The 20,751-nt window shown below is 53.3% G+C and carries 15 protein-coding genes and 2 pseudogenes; 10 read left to right on the top strand and 7 right to left on the bottom strand.

Annotated elements, in window-relative coordinates; translation table 11 throughout:
• Window positions 1–1,802: 1,802 nt before the first annotated feature.
• Window positions 1,803–2,174, top strand: coding sequence for a transposase (locus tag RSE12_08430; protein ID WRH64342.1), 372 nt, complete (start codon window positions 1,803–1,805; stop codon window positions 2,172–2,174).
• A gap of 447 nt (window positions 2,175–2,621) precedes the next feature.
• Here RSE12_08430 and RSE12_08425 read toward each other — a convergent pair whose 3' ends face one another.
• The 5 genes from RSE12_08425 to RSE12_08405 all read right to left on the bottom strand — a co-directional run bounded on the left by RSE12_08425 (window position 2,622) and on the right by RSE12_08405 (window position 8,327).
• Complete coding sequence (locus RSE12_08425; GenBank protein WRH64341.1) at window positions 2,622–3,455, bottom strand: glycosyltransferase; 834 nt, start codon at window positions 3,453–3,455, stop codon at window positions 2,622–2,624.
• A gap of 1 nt (window position 3,456) precedes the next feature.
• Window positions 3,457–4,719, bottom strand: a complete 1,263-nt coding sequence (locus tag RSE12_08420) for an O-antigen polymerase (protein ID WRH64340.1) — start codon at window positions 4,717–4,719, stop codon at window positions 3,457–3,459.
• Window positions 4,720–4,723: 4 nt separating this feature from the next.
• Entirely contained in the window at window positions 4,724–6,034 is a 1,311-nt protein-coding gene (locus RSE12_08415) for a hypothetical protein (protein WRH64339.1), read from the bottom strand.
• A gap of 291 nt (window positions 6,035–6,325) precedes the next feature.
• A complete protein-coding gene (locus RSE12_08410) occupies window positions 6,326–7,450 on the bottom strand; it encodes a glycosyltransferase (protein ID WRH64338.1) in 1,125 nt (374 codons plus the stop codon).
• 118 nt (window positions 7,451–7,568) lie between these two features.
• A complete protein-coding gene (locus tag RSE12_08405; GenBank protein ID WRH64337.1) occupies window positions 7,569–8,327 on the bottom strand; it encodes a sugar transferase in 759 nt (252 codons plus the stop codon).
• 928 nt (window positions 8,328–9,255) lie between these two features.
• Between RSE12_08405 and RSE12_08400 the strand changes: the two genes are divergently transcribed.
• The 5 genes from RSE12_08400 (at window position 9,256) to RSE12_08380 (ending at window position 15,323) form a co-directional block, all read left to right on the top strand.
• Window positions 9,256–9,924 carry a hypothetical protein gene (locus RSE12_08400; GenBank protein WRH64336.1) on the top strand — a complete coding sequence of 223 codons (669 nt, stop codon included), beginning with the start codon at window positions 9,256–9,258 and terminating at the stop codon, window positions 9,922–9,924.
• The gene (locus RSE12_08395) at window positions 9,924–11,402 is read left to right on the top strand and encodes an O-antigen ligase family protein (GenBank protein ID WRH64335.1); all 1,479 of its coding nucleotides are present in this window, start codon (window positions 9,924–9,926) and stop codon (window positions 11,400–11,402) included. Before RSE12_08400 ends, RSE12_08395 begins: the two co-directional genes overlap by 1 nt.
• Window positions 11,402–12,199, top strand: a complete 798-nt coding sequence (locus RSE12_08390) for a metallophosphoesterase (protein ID WRH64334.1) — start codon at window positions 11,402–11,404, stop codon at window positions 12,197–12,199. Before RSE12_08395 ends, RSE12_08390 begins: the two co-directional genes overlap by 1 nt.
• Before the next feature lie 5 nt (window positions 12,200–12,204).
• Window positions 12,205–14,433, top strand: coding sequence for a polysaccharide biosynthesis tyrosine autokinase (locus tag RSE12_08385; GenBank protein ID WRH64333.1), 2,229 nt, complete (start codon window positions 12,205–12,207; stop codon window positions 14,431–14,433).
• A gap of 542 nt (window positions 14,434–14,975) precedes the next feature.
• The gene (locus RSE12_08380) at window positions 14,976–15,323 is read left to right on the top strand and encodes a hypothetical protein (protein WRH64332.1); all 348 of its coding nucleotides are present in this window, start codon (window positions 14,976–14,978) and stop codon (window positions 15,321–15,323) included.
• Window positions 15,324–15,349: 26 nt separating this feature from the next.
• Here RSE12_08380 and RSE12_08375 read toward each other — a convergent pair whose 3' ends face one another.
• Window positions 15,350–15,475, bottom strand: coding sequence for a hypothetical protein (locus RSE12_08375; protein WRH64895.1), 126 nt, complete (start codon window positions 15,473–15,475; stop codon window positions 15,350–15,352).
• On the opposite strand from RSE12_08375, the pseudogene RSE12_08370 reads away from it, so the two are divergent.
• The 4 genes and pseudogenes from RSE12_08370 (at window position 15,432) to RSE12_08355 (ending at window position 18,920) form a co-directional block, all read left to right on the top strand.
• A pseudogene (locus RSE12_08370) lies at window positions 15,432–16,528 on the top strand (IS3 family transposase). The gene RSE12_08375 and the pseudogene RSE12_08370 sit on opposite strands and share 44 nt — an antisense overlap.
• A gap of 109 nt (window positions 16,529–16,637) precedes the next feature.
• Window positions 16,638–17,434, top strand: a pseudogene (locus tag RSE12_08365) (IS3 family transposase).
• A 229-nt stretch (window positions 17,435–17,663) separates the two neighbouring features.
• A complete protein-coding gene (locus tag RSE12_08360; GenBank protein WRH64331.1) occupies window positions 17,664–17,801 on the top strand; it encodes a hypothetical protein in 138 nt (45 codons plus the stop codon).
• A 303-nt stretch (window positions 17,802–18,104) separates the two neighbouring features.
• On the top strand, window positions 18,105–18,920 hold the full coding sequence (locus RSE12_08355; protein ID WRH64330.1) for a lytic murein transglycosylase: 816 nt from the start codon (window positions 18,105–18,107) through the stop codon (window positions 18,918–18,920).
• A 46-nt stretch (window positions 18,921–18,966) separates the two neighbouring features.
• On the opposite strand, the gene RSE12_08350 is transcribed toward RSE12_08355, so the two are convergent.
• Complete coding sequence (locus tag RSE12_08350) at window positions 18,967–20,721, bottom strand: ABC transporter ATP-binding protein (protein ID WRH64765.1); 1,755 nt, start codon at window positions 20,719–20,721, stop codon at window positions 18,967–18,969.
• Window positions 20,722–20,751 lie beyond the last annotated feature (30 nt).

Raw genomic sequence — 20,751 nt, 5'->3', positions numbered from 1 at the left:
ATGCTCTCCCTGTTTTTTCGCGACGACGTCGGCCTCATTGCAACCGCTGTGTAGTGTCAATCAGTCAAGCTAGAGCTGAACGCCAAGGTTGAAACTTTTCTTCAAGGATGATCGTTGTTATTGAGTAACCGCTAAAACATCAGGGAAGACATTATAATGAAATACGCTCTCATGCTGGGACTCGCGGCTGTCTCGCTGTCCGGCTGTATGCAGACGCCCACTGAACGTGGGATGGTTGGCGCCATCGCTGGTGCTGCGATTGCTGATCGGACGGACGAGAATATGGTTGCGGGTGCTGCGCTTGGCGCTTTGGCGGGTGCCGCATCTTGCGGTGTTCCTGGTCTTCCGCCTTGTCGCCGCTACTGAGTATGTCCAGGTCGGTCCTGTCATGATCATGTAGCACTTTTCGAGAAACAAGGAATGCTACCAACCTTGGCCAGACTCGATTGGAAAAAGCTTGTCAACGAGACCCGCTTCCAAAAGTGATGCCTCGTTGACCGCTACTTCGGCAAGTTTTCCATCGACATGATAGCGCACTGCCTACCTAGGCCTCACCCTTTACCCACATTCTGTCCGGTGGCCTGACGCGGCCACTGCATCCAAACGCTGAACATGCTCATGGCGTACAACTTACTGCAGCGCCTTGTCTAATCGCAGCTTTGGAATGTTTTAACCTGATGAACACATCACCGAGATTGTGAGACCACTTTAGTCGCCGTCGGTTCCCCAACCACTGTTGTGAACTTGGACCTCAGTGCACGGAGCTGCGCCTAGACTGAATGAACGTGAGTGCATGAGACACTTTCTTGACCAATGAGTGCGACGCAGGACATTCCTGCAACTGGGACCTTGGCCAAAAAACACCAGAGGCTCAACACAAGGTTTGACCTTATATCTTTACCCCCTTGGCGCATAAAAACTGACCAGAAAAACCAGTTCAAGTGCTCAGTTCAGCTTCGCCTTGAACGCGTCCAACACCTCTCTGGGTGTGACCTGCCCCCCGGTCGTCCCTCATTCATAACGAGAGTCCTTGGGCGATTGATCCGACCGAAGCATGCACCCGAGTTGATCTCAAAAAAAAGCGGTAGTGACAGCAGGGCGGCCCAGAAAGAACAGATGTTCAAAACCGCACCCCGGCGGCAGACCTCGCGTGCACAAAACCGCTTGACTGAGACGGGCCCGTTACCGAAGTGCTGAACCTTCTGTATCTCGGTTCTGCTAGACTGGCCACGTCACTGGCCCCGGCCAGGGTCCGTGACGGGGTGGTGCGCCACGTCTGACCCATTTGGCATGACCACGTTCTCTAGCCTGTCGGCACCGCCTCTCTCCATCGTCTCGAACAGTTGATTGCAGTCTTGCAGAAACGCGTACCAGAAGGAAGCGAGCATGGACAACCTATCACTTGGCCGCTTTATCGGCACAGATGTCAGCCGCGATTGGCTAGACCTTCATTGCCTCCCCAACAGACATAGCTGCAGAGTGGCAAACGATCCGGCAGGTCATGCTGCTGAGGCGGATCCTGCCCGGAACCGAGAAGCCGTCGTCTGTTTTGAATCGACTGACGGGCAAGAATGGCAACTCTGGGCAATTCTTGAGGCAGAAGGAATAAACGTATGCAAAGTGCCACCGGATCAGGTGAAGGCGTTTGCGCAAAGCCGTGGCCGAGCGCCAAGAACGACCGGATTAATGCCGAACTCATCGCCCGCTTCTTCACCTTCCGGCCCGAAGCAGGCCGCAGTCTTCCAGCGGAAAAGTTACGCCTTCTCAGAGTCTTGCCGACCTAGAGAGCGAAGTTGGTTGAAATGCGCAAACGGCTGCTGGCCCAAATCCGTGCGAAACGAAAGCTCGGCGTAGCCGTGATTTTTCAGGACGTCGACACCGGGTTAAAGCAACGAATCGACAGCCTGATCAAGACACTAGAACACCGTATCACCCGGGCCATCGAAAGTGATGATCGTCTGTCGGAGACCGCCATCGTCCTTCGCTCCATTCCGGGGATCGGCCCCTTCGCCAGCGCGATGCTGATCGCAGAAATGCCCGAGATCGGCACCATCAACGGCGAAGCGGCTGGAGCACTCACTGGATTGGCGCCGGTCCCGCACGACAGCGGAACCCTGCACGAAAAACGGGCCATCGACGGAAGTCGCCGTGCCCTGCGGCACGTGATATTCTAGGCAGCACGGGTAGCAGCACATCATAACCCAAGCCTGAATTGCTCCGCAGATCGTATTCGGAAGGCCGCAAAACCGCACGGAGTCAAAATAACCGCCGTCGCAAGATAGCTCGTCATCATCGCCAACGCCTTGTGCAAGAGCCGACAGAAATGGACCGCCGCAACGACGTGAGCGATACAGTTCCTAAACGGGCGATACCAAGCCCAACTGCATTGGCCCAGCGTCGAAACGAAGGCAGTAAGCAGTCTGATATTACGTCGGTGAAAAGTTATCCGAGTTGATCAACGTTCCTTGAAGTCTAGACAAAAGCGAGATCACTGCTTTGAAACTCAACCGGACCCCGATGATCAAAAAGATGGAGAAGCACAGGATCCGGCTAGGGGCATGGGTCGCATTAACTCTCCTCCCTTGACCATCGGTTCTTAGTCGCTCGGACGGAAAAGCAGTTTAATCGAGCAAAGGTAGCACCGCCTTGTGAGCCTCCCGCAAATGGCCTACGATTTCCCGGGATGGAATCAACCCCATCGCACCATGATTTTTGTGGGAATAGGTCAACCGAGGTTCAAAAATACACGCGAGGCCTGCCTTCTCGCATTCCAAGCCTACAAAAACCTCTTCACAAAATAAAAAAGCGGGATGGGCGAAACCCGCAGTTTGCGCAATGTAGGCACGTGTAAAAATCATTAGTGCGCCATGAGGAGCGAAAATGAATCTTGGCGTTTCTTTTCGATTTCTAGAGCAACCCAAACGACGCTTTGTATCCGCGGCAAGTCGATGCAAAATCGTTAAAGGATAATTTGAGAAAATCCGAACAAGGTGAGCATAGTGTGCACGTGTAGGTTTTTCTACGTAGTGTAACTGCGGCTTCTCGCCTTCGTCGCGCATAGTCAATCGTGGCGCAATTGCGCCCACATGCGTGTGTTCTCGCTTTGTCTCTGTCAAAACTTTCTGGAAAGCACTGGCATCAAAAGCTAAGTCAGTATTTGACAACGCTACATAATCATACTCCGCCAATTCGGGCAAGCGCTGCAAGGCAAAGTTTGCAGCGCCTGCGTAGCCAAGATTCTCCGGATAAGCCAAGAGTACGGTAACATCAGAGCGCACTGAAAACCGATCTAGCGCTAGTTGATCCACCCTTGCGTGGGGAGTGTTGTCTACGACAATGAAGCGTAACAACTCTTTCGTTGACCCTTGAGCATTAAGAAAAGCTTCCGTGTCGGCATAGGAGTTATAGAGAACGAGAATGACAGCAAGTGATACTGAATCGTCCGACTGTTGCATATCAATTGTTCCGATATTTATGCGAGATTGTGGTACCGGATATGGAGAAACAGAAGCTTAATAGAACTGGAAAAACAGCAAAGGCGGTAAGATTAGCAGTGTAAGCCCAAAAACTAAAAACAAAACTCCATGATAGAAACGACATGACCGCAACGTATCCTATCAGCGAAATAGCAACGTTCCGCAATAACGTCCCGTGTAATGAAAGACCAGCGAGCATACTTATCAGTCCAAGAAATATGGCAGATCCGACTGCACCAAAGTCGTGCCAAAGCCCCCGAAACACCGTGTAAATGTTTGCAACCTCGGTGCTTGTCAAATGCAGATAATCGCCAAACCCTCCCACTTGGCGATCGGAGATGCCAAGAATGTCATAGAGCCCCATAAACGTGTAATATCCCGATGGTCGCGTCTCGACTGAGGCACCATATCCATCGAACCACAAGGAAAAACCGGGCAAGGACCCCCAAGGCCACCGCCGTAAATGTTCCCAAACATCGGCGATACCGCGTGTCGAACTTTCACCAAATCGCAAAATCTGAAACAGAAAAAACATACCCGCCACAAACGTTACACCAACAAAACCGATGCGCACAACATGAATGGAAAACATCGGCGGCAGCCGGCCATACCGTAACTTAATACTAAAGACCAAGCTAAAAACCATCATCAACAGCATGAATAGAATTGGCGCACGAGTTGTGATAAGTATGTTGGATGCCACAAAGATGCCCAATGGCAAAAGTAGATGCAGTCGGAAGCTACGCTGATAAGCCAAAATGACCGCAACGGCCATAGCGTACGCTAACAAAAAAGCGTTGGAAATATTGTAGTAAATGGCAAAATCGATCCCCTGGGTGTAGCGCTGATACGTGGCAGCCTGAGCCACCCTCATGATGCCCTGAGGCGACAGCACGTCTGCAAGGCGCACTCCAATTGCTTGCAAGGTCAAGACAAAAGATAGAGACGAAAAGAATAATCCGAATAAAAACAAGGTTTTCGGCTTGGTTACAGCGATATCAACCTGATGTGAACCGCTCTGACCCATTGCAGCCGCGACGAAACTGCAGACGCTAGCAACCATTGCCAAAATCGCCAGATACACATTCGCAGAAAAAGACATGTAATACTCAGGAGCAAAAACAATTGTGCCAACACCCGACACCCACATAGTCAATGCGAGAAAAGCGCCAGGCGACCACCATGTGCGTTCCAATGTTCGCGCAAGCAATGCTACAAATGTCCACAATACGATAACTATCATGCTTCTACCGGCTTTTGATAGGAACGATTTTGATGGGGGTTCGCAGCGACAACCAAAGAATCTGCCAGCTATACTGAACGAAGAACGCGGCAACCGTGGCCCATGCAACCGCAGAGGGGGCTTTATCGATCAGTAGGCTTGCAATAGCTACCTGAACCAGCAGCGCAGTTCCAAGGGACCACAACACGATATGAGTTTTTCCGATCATCTTAAGTATTTCATCGGACAGACCGCCAAATGCCTCGGCGACGCCGCCCAAGATCAAAACCGCAACCACGGACACTGCCAACGCATAGCCCCCTCCCAGAAAGAGAGGCACCACAGTATCGCCCACGGAAAAAAGAAAAGCGATTGCAACGACCGGCGGAACCATGGCCAAGCGTGATGCACGGTAGTTAAGCTTGACAATGCTTTCGTATTGCTGCCTGTGGTAATTAAGAACGATGCTCTGCCTAGATGTGAATCGCAACGCACCTATTAATGCAGTAACAATGACCATCAATCGAGAAGCCGCGGCGTAGATGGCCGCATTTTCTGCGTGATCAGAGGCAATAAATAACCAAACGGGCACCCAAGGCAACGAAGCTTGTATAAACCTAGAAAGAACTATTGGCAAACCGGTGGTGACGATGAGGATTGCATTTTCGCAGCTCGCGGGTGTTACTTTAGAGGTTGTAAGATCTTGCGTTAGAGGGCGACCCAACCGAACCAGAACTACCACAAAAGACGCGATCACGGCCAAGGATGACCCCGCAGCAGCAATTGATAAAGCTCCGATCAAGGTGGGGGCGTTGGCAAGGAAAAGGTAGGGAAGCAGCGTTGCCAGATAACCTATATTTATGGACGAATATGCGAAAAAGGCACCAAGTCCGGGCGTTCCCAATGCGACAAGTATTTGGCCATTTAGAAAAACTGCTGCATATCCGAACCACCAAATTGCCAAAATTAAAAAATATAAGTCAGCTCGCAAATCCAACAGAAGCAAAGCGGTCGCTGATACTAGAGCAGCCAACATCGAATTCAAGGCCATGGTCGCCACCATGCATTGAAGCGCTAGACTACGCCCTAGCATCACGTCTTTGTCCAGCCAATTTGGCAGATGGCGCACAAGACCGTCGGGCAACCCTAAACCCGAAAGGGTGAAAAATACCCCTACAACGCCAAACAAAGAAAAATAAACTGCAGCATCTTCAATTTTCAAGCAGCGCACAACTGCCACAACAACAAAGAATTGAATTGAGATAGCAAAGTACCTCCAAAAGATACCAGACACAAACTTGTTCCTTCGGATGTATTTCAGAAACAGCTTACGCATGCGTGTTATGATGTTATATTCTCTGTTGATTATCTATACTTATTTTGACCTGTCATTTTCCCTCTGGCATGACCCCTTGGCTCGAGCGCTATATTACGTAATCTCGCAGTTGTTCACCAACTCTACCAATCAACACATGCAGAATGCAATCAAGTCGCATTTCAATCCCCCCAACCTTGTCCGATCAACGCACTAGGCGGCTTGTCGCACAACGCGCGGGCAATTACCCAACGTATTCTAGTTCGGCTCGCCCATATTTTACGCCTAAGGATGGCGTGTCAACAAGTCCATTTAACGCGATTTTGCCGGGCTCCACACTGAAAAAGTCCTCCCGCGAACAGCATGAATGATCCCGAGCTGTGTTGCTAGAAGAGCAATGATTACTTCCATTATGGACGCCATCGGTCCCTTATTGGCGCGCAACCCAACCAAAATAAGTCCTGCGCAGATCACCAGACACACAAGCGCCAGAAACGGCGAGACCAACCACGCTGCGAGCATCGCAAACAGCGCAGCCAGTATAAGGAAACCACCGCCAAACCAACGCAGTAGTTTGCGGGAACTGTATTTGAATTTATCTACTGCGTGCATCTGGTTTAGCTTTTGCCGCAGAAACACATGAGTGTGAAAAGCGCGAGCGGCGATGCGAATCTTGCGTGCAATTTCGTCAGAGCGCTTTCCGACAATACGCTCATAGGCAATCACGTCGTCGGCCTTAATTAGCCGCAGTCCAGCAAATATCACGTGCATTGATACCGTTAGGTCATCAAGCACTGTATCGGGAAAGTTGGGATAGAGCTCTCTCCTTATTGAGAAAATTGACCCGTCTGCGCCCATCACATTGCCAGTGCGGGATTCCTTAGATTTGAGCTTTTCCTCAAGCCGCCAATAGCGCGACCCCACTGCGGCAGTTGCGGAACTGTCGGTGCCAAGATAGATAAGCGATCCACAAACGCCGCCCACTTGCGGGTCGGCGTACCAAGCCATAAGCGCATCAATGGCATCTTCGCGCAATGTGACGTTGGCGTCGGTAAACACTATGATCTCCCCGCCAGCTCGGGCGGAGAGCTGCTTCATCCCATGCGCCTTACCGTTGCGCCCGCTGCCCGTAATCACGGTAAGCAGGTCACGACGCGACAGCAGTAGATCGAGCGAGCCGTCCGAAGAACCATCATCGAAGGCTAGAACTTCGAGATCGGGGTGACGCAACTTCAATGCGGCAATATTGTCAAGCTTCTGGGGTAGACTTGCAGCCTCGTTGTAGGCGCAAAAAACAAGTGTTGCGGAACAATTGTGTCCTAGCTTCGGATGCAAAGGCTGACTTGGAACAACATCGAGCAGCCTGCCATAAAGTAGGTAAGGATAAGTCACCGCAAGAGCACACAAGAGCGATAGCAGCAAGAAAAACAGGGACATTATGGTACCTCGGGCTTCGGGCGCCAGTTGGAAGAATCTGTCGCCCTAATGTTTCGTCCTAGTGTTCGGCCAAAAATGCATTCTCAATTTTTGAAACGCTGATTTGCACTGATGAAACTCACCTACCTGTAAGTCGAAGTACCACCGGAACAGTCAAAAGTACCATCTTTATGTCAACAAACAATGATGCTCGCCTCGTATACTCTACGTCCAACGCTATTCTTTCGTCGTAGCTTACATCGTTTCGACCGTACACCTGCCACATCCCCGTGATGCCCGGACGCATACTTTGATAAAATTCTACTCTCGAACCGTATCGCTTTAACTCCACTGCAGTTACCGGGCGGGGGCCGACAATACTCATTTCCCCACGAAGAACGTTCCACAGCTGCGGCAGTTCATCAAGGGAGGTTCTACGAATGAATTTCCCGTATGTAGTGATCCTAGGATCATTCAGTAGTTTCTGTTTTTCGTCCCATTCGGCCTTTGCCTCTGGATTAGAAGCAAGATAGTCAACAAGCTTTTTATCAGCTCCAACAACCATCGAGCGGAGCTTAACGATCCGGAAAACTTTGCCATTCCGTCCGATTCGGCTCTGAAAGAAAAGTGGCCTTCCACCGTCCAACATTGCACCGACCGCCAAGAGAACTGTTAAAGGTAGCCATGCAGGAGCGGCGATGAAGACCAATAGTATATCAAACATTCGTTTTCCATAGCGGGCATAGAAGCCAATCACATGATGGCGCTGTGCCTTTTCTTCTGTTGCAGGAGCAGTTTGGGTTGGAAACGCTTTGGAAATTGGCAACCCGCCCGCAGGAAACGGGTTCTCGCCCGTGGGCGCGTTTCGTTCTTCTTTTGAGTACGATGAGTAAACCATGACAATTTTTCTCGTTGCGGTTACATCGAGCGCCCAATAGATCGTATTGCGGAAGACCGCTTATATTTTGCGTTCCTCTACTAGCTGATCAACTTGGATACGTGATGAAGCTTCGAATTTCGCTGCAGGCTGGATTAATTGCCGCTTGCGACTTGATCGTTTATTCCGCTTCCGCCATTGTCAGAATTACCCCCGTTAGTTCCCGCTTGAGTACCAACGACGGCAGATGCCGCTGCTCCTTGCGCAACAGCGCTAAAAGGAACCGGGTTGCCCGCCTCAACACTGGCAAGAGCCACCGAGATAGATGCAACAGTTGCTGCCTGCCCAGCGGAGGAGGCAACCGCTTGCGCAGCGCTCAACGCAGCGGATGCAATAGTCGCCGGTATCGCGCCTGAGTTGTACGCGTCAGTCACGGCAGCAACCAGTGAAATCAACAGCAGTTCCAATTCGCTCCCGGGGTTAGCCGTTTGTAGTTCGGCAACAACTGCAGTGAACGCTGCGGTACAAGCCGCACCTCCAGCGGCACACCCACTCGCAATCTGGTCCAGTGCTGCCTGAGATACGTCAACGGCCTTAGCAGTCGCTTCGAGAGGCATCAGGGAATATAATGCCAATGCCACTGCCGGCAAAGTTCTTCTTAAAATTACACTGTGGTGCGCTTGATTCATGTTGAGCTGCCTTGTCCCGATGTCACTCAGTCTCTAACTCTAAACGCAAAGCCGCGCCAAGTTCGATCAATTGTAAATGCTGCAATTAGTAAATGTTTTTTCAGTTGATAACTTTTTCCTGCTGACTTTAGTTACTCAAATCTGTCCATTTGACGATGTTTTGCTTTTCTTCTCTTTGCATCTTCACTTGAACGCGCACTTGGATGATGACAGAACGTGGCGACAGATGCTTGTTTCAGTTCTGTTTTTGGAGCACTGCCATGACGGTTCGCCGTTTTTTGAGGACTGGGACTCCTTACCTGCTTTGCGCCGCAGTACTCGCAGGCGCTGCAATAGAGTTTTTCAAGGAATATAGCCTCGTATTCTTTTTACGCGGCACAACAAATCAGCAGATCGAACAACTTGCGGCAATCGAAGAGGCATTGCCCTTACCAGCGAGCAGTAAGACTTCCAGGGACCTTCTTGTCACATGTGCCAAAGTCGTTCTAGAAGCCCCTCTGCTCAAGGCGGACGAGAAGCTCAACAGGCTTGTTCGATTTAACTGTGCCCGTTTCGCCCGATCTGTTCTTTCTAGTGCTCCTCTAAGCGGCCGTGCTCGAGCTACACTCTTGCTGATGGAAAGAACAGTTGATGATGCGGTCCAACTAGCCATGGCTCAGACTACGGCACCCAATGAGCCGGTTCCCCTCCAAATCAGGCTGGCCGCTTATACAAGCTATGGCTCTCCACCGTCCACGACCCGTGAACTAATAGTTCGAGATTTTGAGAGAGCTGCAGAAACGTGGTGGGGCAGACAGGCCGTGGCGCGGATCTATGTATCTGTTCCAGCGTTCCGAGATGTGATCGTTGAAGCAGGACGGAACCTTAAGGCCGAAAAGCAAGCTGATCTTGTCAAAGTTGTAAGACGCGCCGCAGGGGAGCAGAATTGATGGCTCCTCCGACGCCACATCGTAGTGCGCTGTCGATCTTTCATGACAGACTTGCGATCTTTCTTGCCTTTCTTGTCCCGCTTTCAGCCGTTCCGCTCGCTTCAAACCGTGCTGCATGGTGGTTGCTTTGGTCCGCATTGTTTGCGGCTCTAAGTGCCCTATACTTACGCCGCTTTTTTATCATTGAACCAGAAGGGCGACTGCGGTTCATCAATTTCAAATGGAGCTTCTGCATGCTCCTACTGGTGCCGCTATGGGGTTTGCTTCAGTCCCTCCCGCTGGGAACTTGGTTTCCCGAGGAGCTTCTTGCACTGCCGAATGGACTCGACCCCAAAATACTGGCTGCGGTATCCATTCAACCCTACGTGGCAATGTCTGCGGTGATCAGGTTTGCAGGATACGTTTTCCTTGCAGCGCTGGTGCTTGAAGTTGCTCGTCGTCCTGAGCGTGTGATGTTGGTGGGGAAAATTGTTTTCTTTGGTATTGTTTTGCAAGCGGCTTATGCTCTCTTCGCCCTGAAGGTGCTGGGTGATTTCTCTCCGTGGGGTCCGAAGGAACAGTATGCGGGCTCCGCAACCGGCACCTTCGTGAACCGTAACTCCTTAGCAACATTCTTAGGCTTTGGGATGATCCTCGGAATAGGGTTGCTTGCAGAACAAATCACTAATCGTAGGATTCGGGAAACACGCAAGGCAGACGTTCTTGGCAGGTTTTGTCCGCTTACTATCGCTGTTATCATCGGCGAAATGTTTCTGTTCATTGCCCTGCTGGCTACTCAGTCACGGTTAGGGCTCGCAGCAAGTATGTGCGGAGTCCTCACATCTTTAATGGTTTGGCGCTGGATCGCCACGCGAAGCTTACGCTTGCTGATCCGCGACACCGTTCTGTCAGCCACGTTCTCCAGTCTGCTGGCTACTTCACTGTCAATATCCGAGGGCGTTGCAACTCGGTTTTTGTTCACGGCTGGTGATGGAGAAGACCGACTGGAGATATACAGGCAAGCAATAGGGATGATTGAGTTAAGGCCCATTACAGGCTTTGGCTTGGATACATTCAGTGCGGCCTTTGAGATGTTTCGCGGCCCCCCTTTGGATAACCCAGTTCACTATGACCTGGCTCACAACACATACTTGGCACTTTGGGCAGAGGCCGGAATCATTGTCGGCTCCTTTCCACCGATGGTTTTACTGCTTGCTTTGGTAGTGCTTGCCCGACGCTTGACCGAAATGGACGGATTCTTTGGCTTTGCGTTGGCTGGCATAGGCTCCATTGTTACGGCTGGTGTGCATTCCTTGGGCGACTTCAGTTTGGAAATTCCTGCAAACGTCTATGTGTTCACAACGATTGTTTGCCTTGGTCTTGGCTATCGCTCGAAGAAAACAGTTAGGGGGAGTACCGGCAACGATTTACCACTACGCCAGACGAGAAGTTTTCACTTGGTGAATGTCATCCTCTCAAAGCACAGGACTGACAAGTAATGCTCAAGGGGTTACTTCGAAATTTCCTCGATGGGCGAACTAGTTTCTTTGGTGGGGACGAAAGTTTAAGGGTCTGCACGTTAGAAGTAAACGGTGGTGCAACCTACATTGTGGGTGACGTGCATGGATGTCTTGATGAACTGACTGAACTACTAAGACGTATAGCAACTGATGCAGCAGCTAACGCCCTACCCTACAGAGTACTGCTCATTGGAGATGTAATTGATCGCGGCATGAACTCTGCAGGAGTCATGGATTTTCTATGTTCTTCCACGGCAGAGAACGTAATGGCAATCCTTGGGAACCATGAAGAGATGTTTCTTCGGTTTTATGATGACCCGCGATCCAACATAGACTGGCTGGACTTTGGCGGATTTGAAACATTGATGTCATACGGCTTGGCGCTCGACCGGTCAGCGCTTCGAAAAATGTCGGCGCGGCGTGCGAAGCAGGTCCTTGAAACACATATTCCATATGCACACGTGGCTTACTTGGCCTCACTGAACCATGTTGTCGAATTGGTCACTCAAGATGGGACTTTTATTGTCAGCCACGCTGGGTATGACGCAGAGCGCCCAATTCACGCGCAGAGCCTCAAGACATTGCTCTGGGGAAAACAGACTTTCGACAGGAGCGTTGGCGTGCGACGTGTTCATGGTCATGTGATGGTCGAAAGAACGGAAATCACGCACACGACAATCATGGTCGACACTGGCTGCTACCGAACTGGGCGCTTAACCGCTCTCCGGGTTGGCTCGAACATGCCATTGACTCTCATTTCAAACAAGGACCCATAGTTGATATGAAGTATGGCCAAGACAATTCTCAAGGTAGTTTTCATCAGCTTGAGGGCAGCGAAATCGATCTTAAGGCGATCCTTGCAATTCTCTACAGGCAGCGGAGCCTCCTAGTTGCGACGGTTGTTGTTATCCTCGCTGCTGCTGCTGCGTACCTTATAGTTGCGACACCCATCTATCGCTCAACCGTACTTATTCAGGTAGACGGTCGCTCATCAAACCTTCTTGACCCCAACTTGGTCGGGCAAGAGCAGAGTGCCGTATTGAACTCTCGCGTAGACAGTGAAGTCGAAATCCTGCGATCCGACGCAACTGCACTGGCTGTAATACTTGAAGCCGGATTAGTTGAAGATGCCGAATATGGCCCTAGGCTGAGTTATCTCGAAAAACTAGGTATCGCTTTGGGCACAGAACTCGACGGGAACTCAATACGCCGCATCTTTGGCTTGAAGCCAAGGCCAGAAGTAACATCACAGGACATAGTAAAGTCAACGCTCATTCGTTTTAAAGAAAACGTTTCAATTAGTCGTCGCGGCCTAACTTACCTCATTGCAATATCTGTTAGCTCATCTAGTCCCGAGCGAGCTGCCCGGATCGCAAATATGTACGCGAAAGTATACATCGAACGTCAAGTAACGACTAAAACACAAGCAACGCTATCTGCTCGGGACGTTTTACGGAACCAAATTGAAACAGCGCAAGCAGACCTTTCAAGGTCGGAATCTGCTGTTAACTCGTTTATTGAAGTCAACTTGGTCCGTCTCGAGAGTGAAACAGGTAATCCTGAGGTTTCGGCGCTTCGTATTCGCCTGAACGAGGCAAAAGCTGCACAAAGCCAATCGAAAGAAACACTTGCATCGGCTGAGTCAGCTCTGCAAGCAAGTGATTATGATACGCTGGCCGAAATTCTGGGTGATCAGGCTCTTAGCCAACTTGCGCAGCAACGTAGAGCGCTTGAAGCTCGTCTTAGTGCCGTACAGTCAGCATCGTCGGAAGCTATTGACCTTCAAAGTGAACTAGCGAGCCTTGAAGTTACACTGTCGACAACGTCAGATGAGATCCTTTCCTCAATACGCTCTGAAATAGACACAACGCGTGAGCGGGAGATCGAAGCCCGTCAGCAACTTCGAGGCGTGCTTTTGGAAAGCGATCTTTCCGCAGATATGCTCACTCAGCTATTCAATCTGCAGCAAAGCGCAACTATTGCTCGCAACCAATATCAAACACTCCTTTCACGAGAGCAAGACCTTGGCACACTGGCAAACCTGCAAATTGCAGATGCACGGGTCGTTTCGGAAGCTCTCCCTCCAACAGGCGCAGCATTGCCCAATGTGCAACTCATAATTATGTTTGCACTCCTTGGGGGTGTTGGCTTCGGAACGGTGTTTGCCTTCCTGAAAGAATTCTACATAGGCGGAGTTGTTTCGCCGAGCCAACTTTCCAACATCTTGCAAGCGACAGTACCCGTCACGTTCGGTACACTGAACGTCAGTGGAGGAACCGTCGACCCAGCTGATATACCAATAGATGCTCCGATGTCGGTTTATGCGGAGAGTTTCCGAAAGCTCCGGGCGGCCATCGATATCCACTTCAAGACCGATCTGAACAGCGCTGATGATCGGGAAAAATGTGGTCGCGTCATCCTTGTGTGTTCGGCACTCCAGGCAGAAGGGAAGTCAACAACCGCCATAGCCCTGGCCCGCACTTACGCTCTCGCAGGCGTTCACACTCTGTTGATAGATGCCGACATGCGGAAACCTTCAATTGCGGGAAGAATCAAGATTGAGACCAAGGGTGGATTGATCAGCTACCTGGCCAACTACTCAAGAAATCCCGATCAAACCACCGAAGCGATGCACGATCCCGCAAGCACAGCTATCGTTGTGCCTGCAGGCGCACGTAGCTCTGTGCCGACTGATCAACTCCTTGATAGTGAAGGTTTCAAAAGATTGATGAAGGTTGCGAAGAACGGATTTGATATCATCGTTATCGACAGTCCTCCAATCCTTCCGGTCGTCGACACCCGCTACCTAGCTCGTTTCGCCGATGTTGTGGTTCAAGTGGTTCGATACGCTACTACGACGCAGGGCGAGATCCGCGAGGCGTCCCTTCAACTTAGAGAACACATGCCGCAGTCTGCCCATTACGTTGGTGTCCTGAACCTGGAGGAAGGTACGCAGAAGCGATACGGCTACTATGGAAACTATAGCTATTACGGCTCGGACAGCCCCTGATCTGAACGCTGTGATGAACCAGCAGGCAACTGAGGTTCAGCTCTACAACTGAGCGAGCTTTTTCTAGGTTCGTCCAACTGTCCTTGTTGATCGGATCGCAACGTGATGATCCTGCCCATGTGCGATCTGCCAGTTCTTCCGCGACGCGACAGAAGAATTAAAAGCTCTCCAATAAATTCCTTAAGTTATCTTTTAACCTAAGTTCCTCTGAGTTCTAAAGCAACTTGGATGTGTACCCCCATCCTGACGGACAGCTCACATACCTATCAAACAGGGCTCCATCCTTTTCCTAAGGCGATTTCTTTCAAGGACTTAAGCAAAAGCACCTCAGGTCGCAACGTCAGTGGAAATGAACCACTAGAAGATTTCTAGTGAATTAGAGAAGTCCGCAATCTTTCGATGCGACCCTACGCAAGATCAACGCGCCAGAGGTCGAAATGAACAGGTTTGCGCTAGAAATTATACGTTTTTGTACGGTTACGTTTTCTCTCACGTATTCTACTTTTGCAGCCGAATCTTCCGGCCTCGTTATACGCAAAGACATGGGTGGATCCGTTGAGGCCCGTGTAGTCGAAATAAAAGAGCTTGATCGAAAACAGACAAAGATTGAGATCTCTGGAACTTGCGTTTCTGCCTGTACCCTCTATCTCGGTGCCCACAATACATGCGTGAAACCAAATGCAAGACTTGGGTTTCACGGCCCATCCTCAGCTTTGCGCGGAATTCCATTAGTTCCACGAGAGTTTGATCGCGTTTCCATGATGATGGCAGATTACTATCCGCCCAAAATTCGCGCTTGGTTCTTGGCAAAGGCCCGCTATGTTTTTGAAGATTATATTACAATTTCCGGACGACAAGCCATTGAGATGGGTGCTAAGCCATGTAGTTGAGGCTCGAGTGTGTCATTTGTTTTCTGTCATCTGATCTCCAGAAACTGGGCCGACTGAAGCTGAGGTTTTCCGCTACGCTTTCCTGGATGGGAGAGGAGCGGAATCGCGATGAAGGCGTCGAAGTTTTCAGACGCGCAAAGGGCGTTCATCATCAAGCAGGGCGGAGACGAGACCCCGGTTGCGGAAATCTGCCGCAAGGCGGGGATCAGTTAGGCGACCTACGTCAACTGGAGAAAGAAGTATGCCGGGTTGCTGCCGACCAAGATGAAGCGGCTGAAGCGGCTCGAAGACGAGAATGCCCGGCTGAAGAAGATCTTCGCGGACCTGTCGCTGCACCGCGAGATGCTGCAGGACGTGATCCGCCGAATTTTGAAGCCTGGTCGGATGCGCGAACTGGTTCGCAGGACGTGCAGCGATCGGGCGGTATCGATCCGGCAGGCTTGTGGGGCCATCGGATTTGACCGCTCGACGTTCCACTACCAATCCCGCCGCACCGATCAGGCTGCCGTGGCCAAGCGGATCCGGGAGATCTGTTAGACGCGCGTGCGGTATGGTTACCGACGGGTTCATGTCCTGCTGGACCGTGAAGGCTGGGGCATAGACGTCAAGAAAGTATACCGCATCTACAAGGAGTTGAGCATGCAGCTCAGGCACAAGACGCCGAAGCGGCGGGTGAAGGCGAAGCTGCGCGATGACCGCGCCGTAGCCGTCGGGCCGAACGAAGTGTGGGCGATGGATTTTGTTCATGACCAGTTGACAACGGGCAAAAAGCTGCGAGTGCCGACCGTGGTCGACACATTCTCGCGGTATGTGCCCGTGCTCGACGTGCGCTACAGCTACCGTGGTGAAGATGTGGTCGCGACCCTCGATCGGGTGTGCCGAACAGCAGGCTATTCCAAGACGATCCGCGTTGATCAAGGCAGCGAGTTCGTCTCGCGCGATATGGACCTCTGGGCCTATCAGCGCGGGGTGGTCTTCGACTTCTCACGTCCCGGAAAACGACCGACAACGCCTTCATCGAAGCGTTCAATGGCCGCTTCCGGGCCGAGTGTCTGAACCAGCACTGGTTCCTGACCCTTGCGGACGCGGCCAAAAAGTTGGAGGCTTGGCGTAGATACTACAACGAGGAACGGCCACACGGCGCGATCGGCAACAAGGTCCCGATCATGCTGACGAAATCAGGGGGCGCCACCAGCCCATCACCCAGAGCGAAGCCGGAAAACTCTGCCTCCGGGCAGTCCAACGTTGAGGGTCGGATCACCACGGGCCGGACTCTAATCGCAGATGGAGGAAAAATCCTGTGGCAGGTCACAGTTGGCGCGCAGCTCTTATTTGTACCACCGCGCCCGTATCACTCTGGAAGATAAAAATCTTCCAGTGCGCCGTACCATGATTGACATCTTCGAAAGTAACCACCGCTGCTAGGGCTCTCGCCGGCTCGCAGCAATTCTGATGCGGCATTTCATCTCGATCTCCGAGAAGGTGATCCGGCGCCTTATGAAACAGGAGGCTTTGATCGTCCCTAAGCCCAGACTGCGGCGGTATAGTTCATATCTGCGCGAGATCAGTCCGGCGCCGGAGAACATCGTTTAGCGTAGCTTCCAAGCCTCTGCGCCAAACGAAAAATGGCTATTTGACATCACTGAGTTCCATATCCTCGCGGGCAAAGTTCACTTCTCGCCGATCATAGATTACTTCGACGGGATCGTAATCAGTTGGGCTATCTGGACCAAAGCGGATGCGGGCTCGCCAACTCCATGTTGGATGCAGCGCTTTAGATCATCGCGGGCAGCGAACTGCGGCCTATCATCTACAGTGATCGGGAAGGCCATTATCGGTGGCCCGGCTGGCTGGAGCGGGTCAACGCAGCGGGGATCATACGTTCAATGTCTCCCAAAGCGAGTTCGTAAGACAATGCCGCATGCGAAGGGTTCTTCGGGCGCCTCAAGACTGAGATCTTTTGTCCACATGATTGGCAAGCCTTCACTCTTACTCAGTTCATCGACGCAGTGGATGCTTACATCCGCTGTTATAATGAAATACGAATCAAACTGTCACTTGGCGGCCGCAGCCCCATCGAATACCGCAAAAGCCTCGGCCTTATGCCGTGAAACCAGTCCAAGTTTTTATCCGCACTCCTGGTTCGGTACCGGATTTCCATTAAGATTTGACCCATGTGACTTTTCCCCGAGCGAAGTGCGAGGGGGTCAACAAACTGATGGACATGGGACTATTGAACGTGATCCGTAAGCTGCGCCTTCGACAGGGTTTGCCGATCCGCGAGATTGCGCGGCACACTGGACTGTCGCGCTACACCACCAAGAGTATCTGAAGGCGGCCATGATCGAACCGCATTTTGCGACGCCGGAGCGTCTGTGCAAGCTTGATTTCTTTGTCGAGAAGCTGGCGGGCTGGCTAGAAGACCAGTACTGGGTAGCCGCGCAAAGAGCGGCAGACGCTTACGAAGATGCACGCTGACCTTGCCGCTCGCAACTTCACCTGCATCATCGGGTCCAAATCCGGTTAGCCAACACACCAAAATTTCCTTTAAAAACAATGAAGCCATTTTCTTGGGTTAGTCAAACTAAGTGTCTGTTTTCTTTGACATCCTGTAGTCCCCTACGGGCTGCCACGTTCTCCCCTCCCGAAATTGCTGTTCGCATGGAAACGCCGCGCCTAGGCGCGCGCTTGCCCGGCAAGGCCCCCTTTGCGCCAAGAAGTCTTGCGTCATGCTGCGGCTTGCCTATCCTGCGCCGAACCAGTCCTTTTTCACGGTGCTCTATGACACGCCCGCGCAAGCCCCTTTTCGCCCGTTCGCTTTTCTTTTCCCTTTTCACCCTTCTGCCCGGCCTTGCGCTGGCGGCCCCCTGTTCCGATACCGGGGGCCAATATGAAGAATGGAAACCCCTGATGGCCGCCGAGGCCGAGGCCGCAGGCGTTGGCCGCCGGGGGATCGAGGCGCTGATGGCGACCAGCTACTCCAAGGCCACGATAGGGGCAGACCGCAACCAAAAAAGCTTCAAATACAGCCTCGACAAGTTTCTTGAGGTGCGCGGTGCAAATGCCATCATATCGCAAGGCCGCAAGCGCAAGGCGCAGAACCCCGATTTCTATGCCGCACTTGAAGGGCAATACGGGGTGCCTGCGGGCGTTCTGATCGCCATTCACGGGATGGAAACGGGGTTCGGCAATTTCATGGGCGATACCAATGTCGTTTCGGCCATCGCCACGCTGGCCTATGACTGCCGCCGCACGGATTTCTTCACCCCCCATCTGATCGGGGCGCTGAAGCTGATCGATGCAGGCGCCATCAGCCCGCAAACGCAGGGCGCAAAACATGGGGAACTGGGCCACACCCAGTTCCTGCCCGGCAATGCGCTGACCTATGGCGTCGATGGCAATGGCGACGGTCGTGTCGATCTGACGGATCTTGTTGATGCCATGGCCTCGACCGCCAATTTCCTGCGCCAAAAGGGCTGGCGTCCCGGCGCGGGCTATCAACCGGGCGAGCCGAACTTCGCGGTGATCGAGGCGTGGAACGCCGCCACCGTCTATCAGCAGGCCATCGCCCTGATGGGTGCGCAAATCGACAGTTGAACTTGCGGGTGGCGGGGGCAGCAGCCCCCGTCCTGCGGCTGCACGATCAGACCGCCACCATATGCCCGCCCCCGACATCGATCAGCCGCTGGCGATCCGGCCCCTTGCCGATAGCGTGAACCGGGCTTGGCACTTCCCCCACCAAACGCGCCGAAGCGGCGCGGCGATGCGCCGGGTCAGGCACCGGCACCGCTTCAATCAGGCGCTGGGTATAGGCGTGGCGCGGGTCGCCGAAGACCTGCGCCCGCGTCCCCATCTCGACGATCTGCCCCAGATACATCACCGCCACCCGGTCCGAGATCGTATCCACCACCGCCATGTCATGGCTGATGAACAGAAACGCGACGCCCATCTCCTCCTGCAATTCCTTAAGCAAGGCCAGTACCCGCGCCTGCACGCTGACATCCAGCGCCGACACGCTTTCATCCGCGATGATCAGATCGGGCTTCAGGGCCAGCGCGCGCGCAATACAGATGCGCTGCCGCTGGCCGCCAGAAAATTCATGCGGGTATCTGTCGATCTGGTCTGCCGACAATCCCACCCGCCGGATCAGATCGGCCGCCCGCTCGCGCCGGTCCGCCGCCGTGCCGATGCCGTGGATCAGCAGCGGCTCCGCGATCAACTCGCCCACCCGCATCCGCGGGTCCAGCGCGGCCATCGGGTCCTGAAACACCATTTGCACCCGCCGCCGCAGCGCCTTTGGCGCATCCCGCCCTTGCCCGGACAGGACATGATCCCCGATCCGGATCTCCCCCTGATGCGGCACAAGGCCGACCATGGCCTTCGCAATCGTGGATTTGCCGCAGCCGGATTCGCCCACCAGCGAGAAAGTCTCGCCACGCCGGATGTCAAAGCTGACCTGTTCCACCGCGTGAACATTCAGCGTCGTCCGCCCCAAGAGCCCGCCCTTGATCGGAAAGCGCACGACCACATCCGTCAGGCTTGCCACCGCATCGGGGCTGCCCGGAGCCGGACTGTCGGTCCGGCTGCCCATGCGCGGCACGGCGGCTAGCAGGTCGCGGGTATAGGTCTGGGCCGGGGCGTGAAACAGGGTGGCGACCGGTGCCTCCTCGACCATGCGGCCTGATTTCATCACGATGACGCGGTCGGCCATCTCGGCCACCACCCCCATGTCATGCGTGATCAGGATGATCGCCGTGCCCAGATCGCGCTGCAAATCGCGCAGCAGATCCAGCACCTCGCGCTGCACGGTCACATCCAGCGCCGTTGTCGGCTCATCAGCGATCAGCACCTCGGGCCGAAGGGCCAGCGCCATGGCGATCATCACCCGCTGTCGCATCCCGCCCGAAAGCTCATGCGGGAACTGGTCCATCCGCCGTTCCGGCTGTGACAGCCTGACCGATGTCAACGCCGCCAGCGCGCGCCGCCGCGCCTCGGCCCGGCTAACATCTTCATGCGCGCGCACCGCCTCGGCCAGTTGGGTTCCGATGGTCAGCACCGGGTTCAGGCTTGTCATCGGTTCCTGAAAGATCATCGCAATCCGATCGCCCCGCACAGCGCGCATTTGCGCCTCGGACGCGGCGGTCAGGTCGGTCGTGCCAAGGCGGATGCTGCCAGCGGTGACGCGCACCGCGGGCAGCGGCAACAGGCCCATGATGGCCAGCGAGGTGATGGATTTGCCCGACCCGCTTTCCCCGGCAATCGCCAGCGTCTCACCGCGGTTCAGGGTGAAGGACAGGTCTTCGACAAGCGGCTTCAACCCTGCCTCGGTGCGCACCGAAACAGTCAGCCCCTCGACCGACAGCACGGGTCCATCGGCCGGGGCCATGACTGGGGCCATGACCGGGGCCGCTGCGGCCCCGGTCGTTTG

Origin of the sequence: Fuscovulum sp., from assembly GCA_035192965.1 — a bacterium.
GTDB lineage: Bacteria > Pseudomonadota > Alphaproteobacteria > Rhodobacterales > Rhodobacteraceae > Paragemmobacter.
Note: the sequence above shows the minus strand (reverse complement) of the source record. Positions and strands in the feature narration are given on the sequence as shown.

Excerpts from the sequence above, each read along its gene's own strand:
- RSE12_08430 (WRH64342.1), top strand. The coding sequence starts at position 1,803 with ATGCGCAAACGGCTGCTGGCCCAAATCCGTGCGAAACGAAAGCTCGGC.
- RSE12_08425 (WRH64341.1), bottom strand. The coding sequence starts at position 3,455 with ATGCAACAGTCGGACGATTCAGTATCACTTGCTGTCATTCTCGTTCTC.
- RSE12_08420 (WRH64340.1), bottom strand. The coding sequence starts at position 4,719 with ATGATAGTTATCGTATTGTGGACATTTGTAGCATTGCTTGCGCGAACA.
- RSE12_08415 (WRH64339.1), bottom strand. The coding sequence starts at position 6,034 with ATGCGTAAGCTGTTTCTGAAATACATCCGAAGGAACAAGTTTGTGTCT.
- RSE12_08410 (WRH64338.1), bottom strand. The coding sequence starts at position 7,450 with ATGTCCCTGTTTTTCTTGCTGCTATCGCTCTTGTGTGCTCTTGCGGTG.
- RSE12_08405 (WRH64337.1), bottom strand. The coding sequence starts at position 8,327 with ATGGTTTACTCATCGTACTCAAAAGAAGAACGAAACGCGCCCACGGGC.
- RSE12_08400 (WRH64336.1), top strand. The coding sequence starts at position 9,256 with ATGACGGTTCGCCGTTTTTTGAGGACTGGGACTCCTTACCTGCTTTGC.
- RSE12_08395 (WRH64335.1), top strand. The coding sequence starts at position 9,924 with ATGGCTCCTCCGACGCCACATCGTAGTGCGCTGTCGATCTTTCATGAC.
- RSE12_08390 (WRH64334.1), top strand. The coding sequence starts at position 11,402 with ATGCTCAAGGGGTTACTTCGAAATTTCCTCGATGGGCGAACTAGTTTC.
- RSE12_08385 (WRH64333.1), top strand. The coding sequence starts at position 12,205 with ATGAAGTATGGCCAAGACAATTCTCAAGGTAGTTTTCATCAGCTTGAG.
- RSE12_08380 (WRH64332.1), top strand. The coding sequence starts at position 14,976 with ATGGGTGGATCCGTTGAGGCCCGTGTAGTCGAAATAAAAGAGCTTGAT.
- RSE12_08375 (WRH64895.1), bottom strand. The coding sequence starts at position 15,475 with ATGATGAACGCCCTTTGCGCGTCTGAAAACTTCGACGCCTTCATCGCG.
- RSE12_08360 (WRH64331.1), top strand. The coding sequence starts at position 17,664 with ATGATCGAACCGCATTTTGCGACGCCGGAGCGTCTGTGCAAGCTTGAT.
- RSE12_08355 (WRH64330.1), top strand. The coding sequence starts at position 18,105 with ATGACACGCCCGCGCAAGCCCCTTTTCGCCCGTTCGCTTTTCTTTTCC.
- RSE12_08350 (WRH64765.1), bottom strand. The coding sequence starts at position 20,721 with ATGGCCCCAGTCATGGCCCCGGCCGATGGACCCGTGCTGTCGGTCGAG.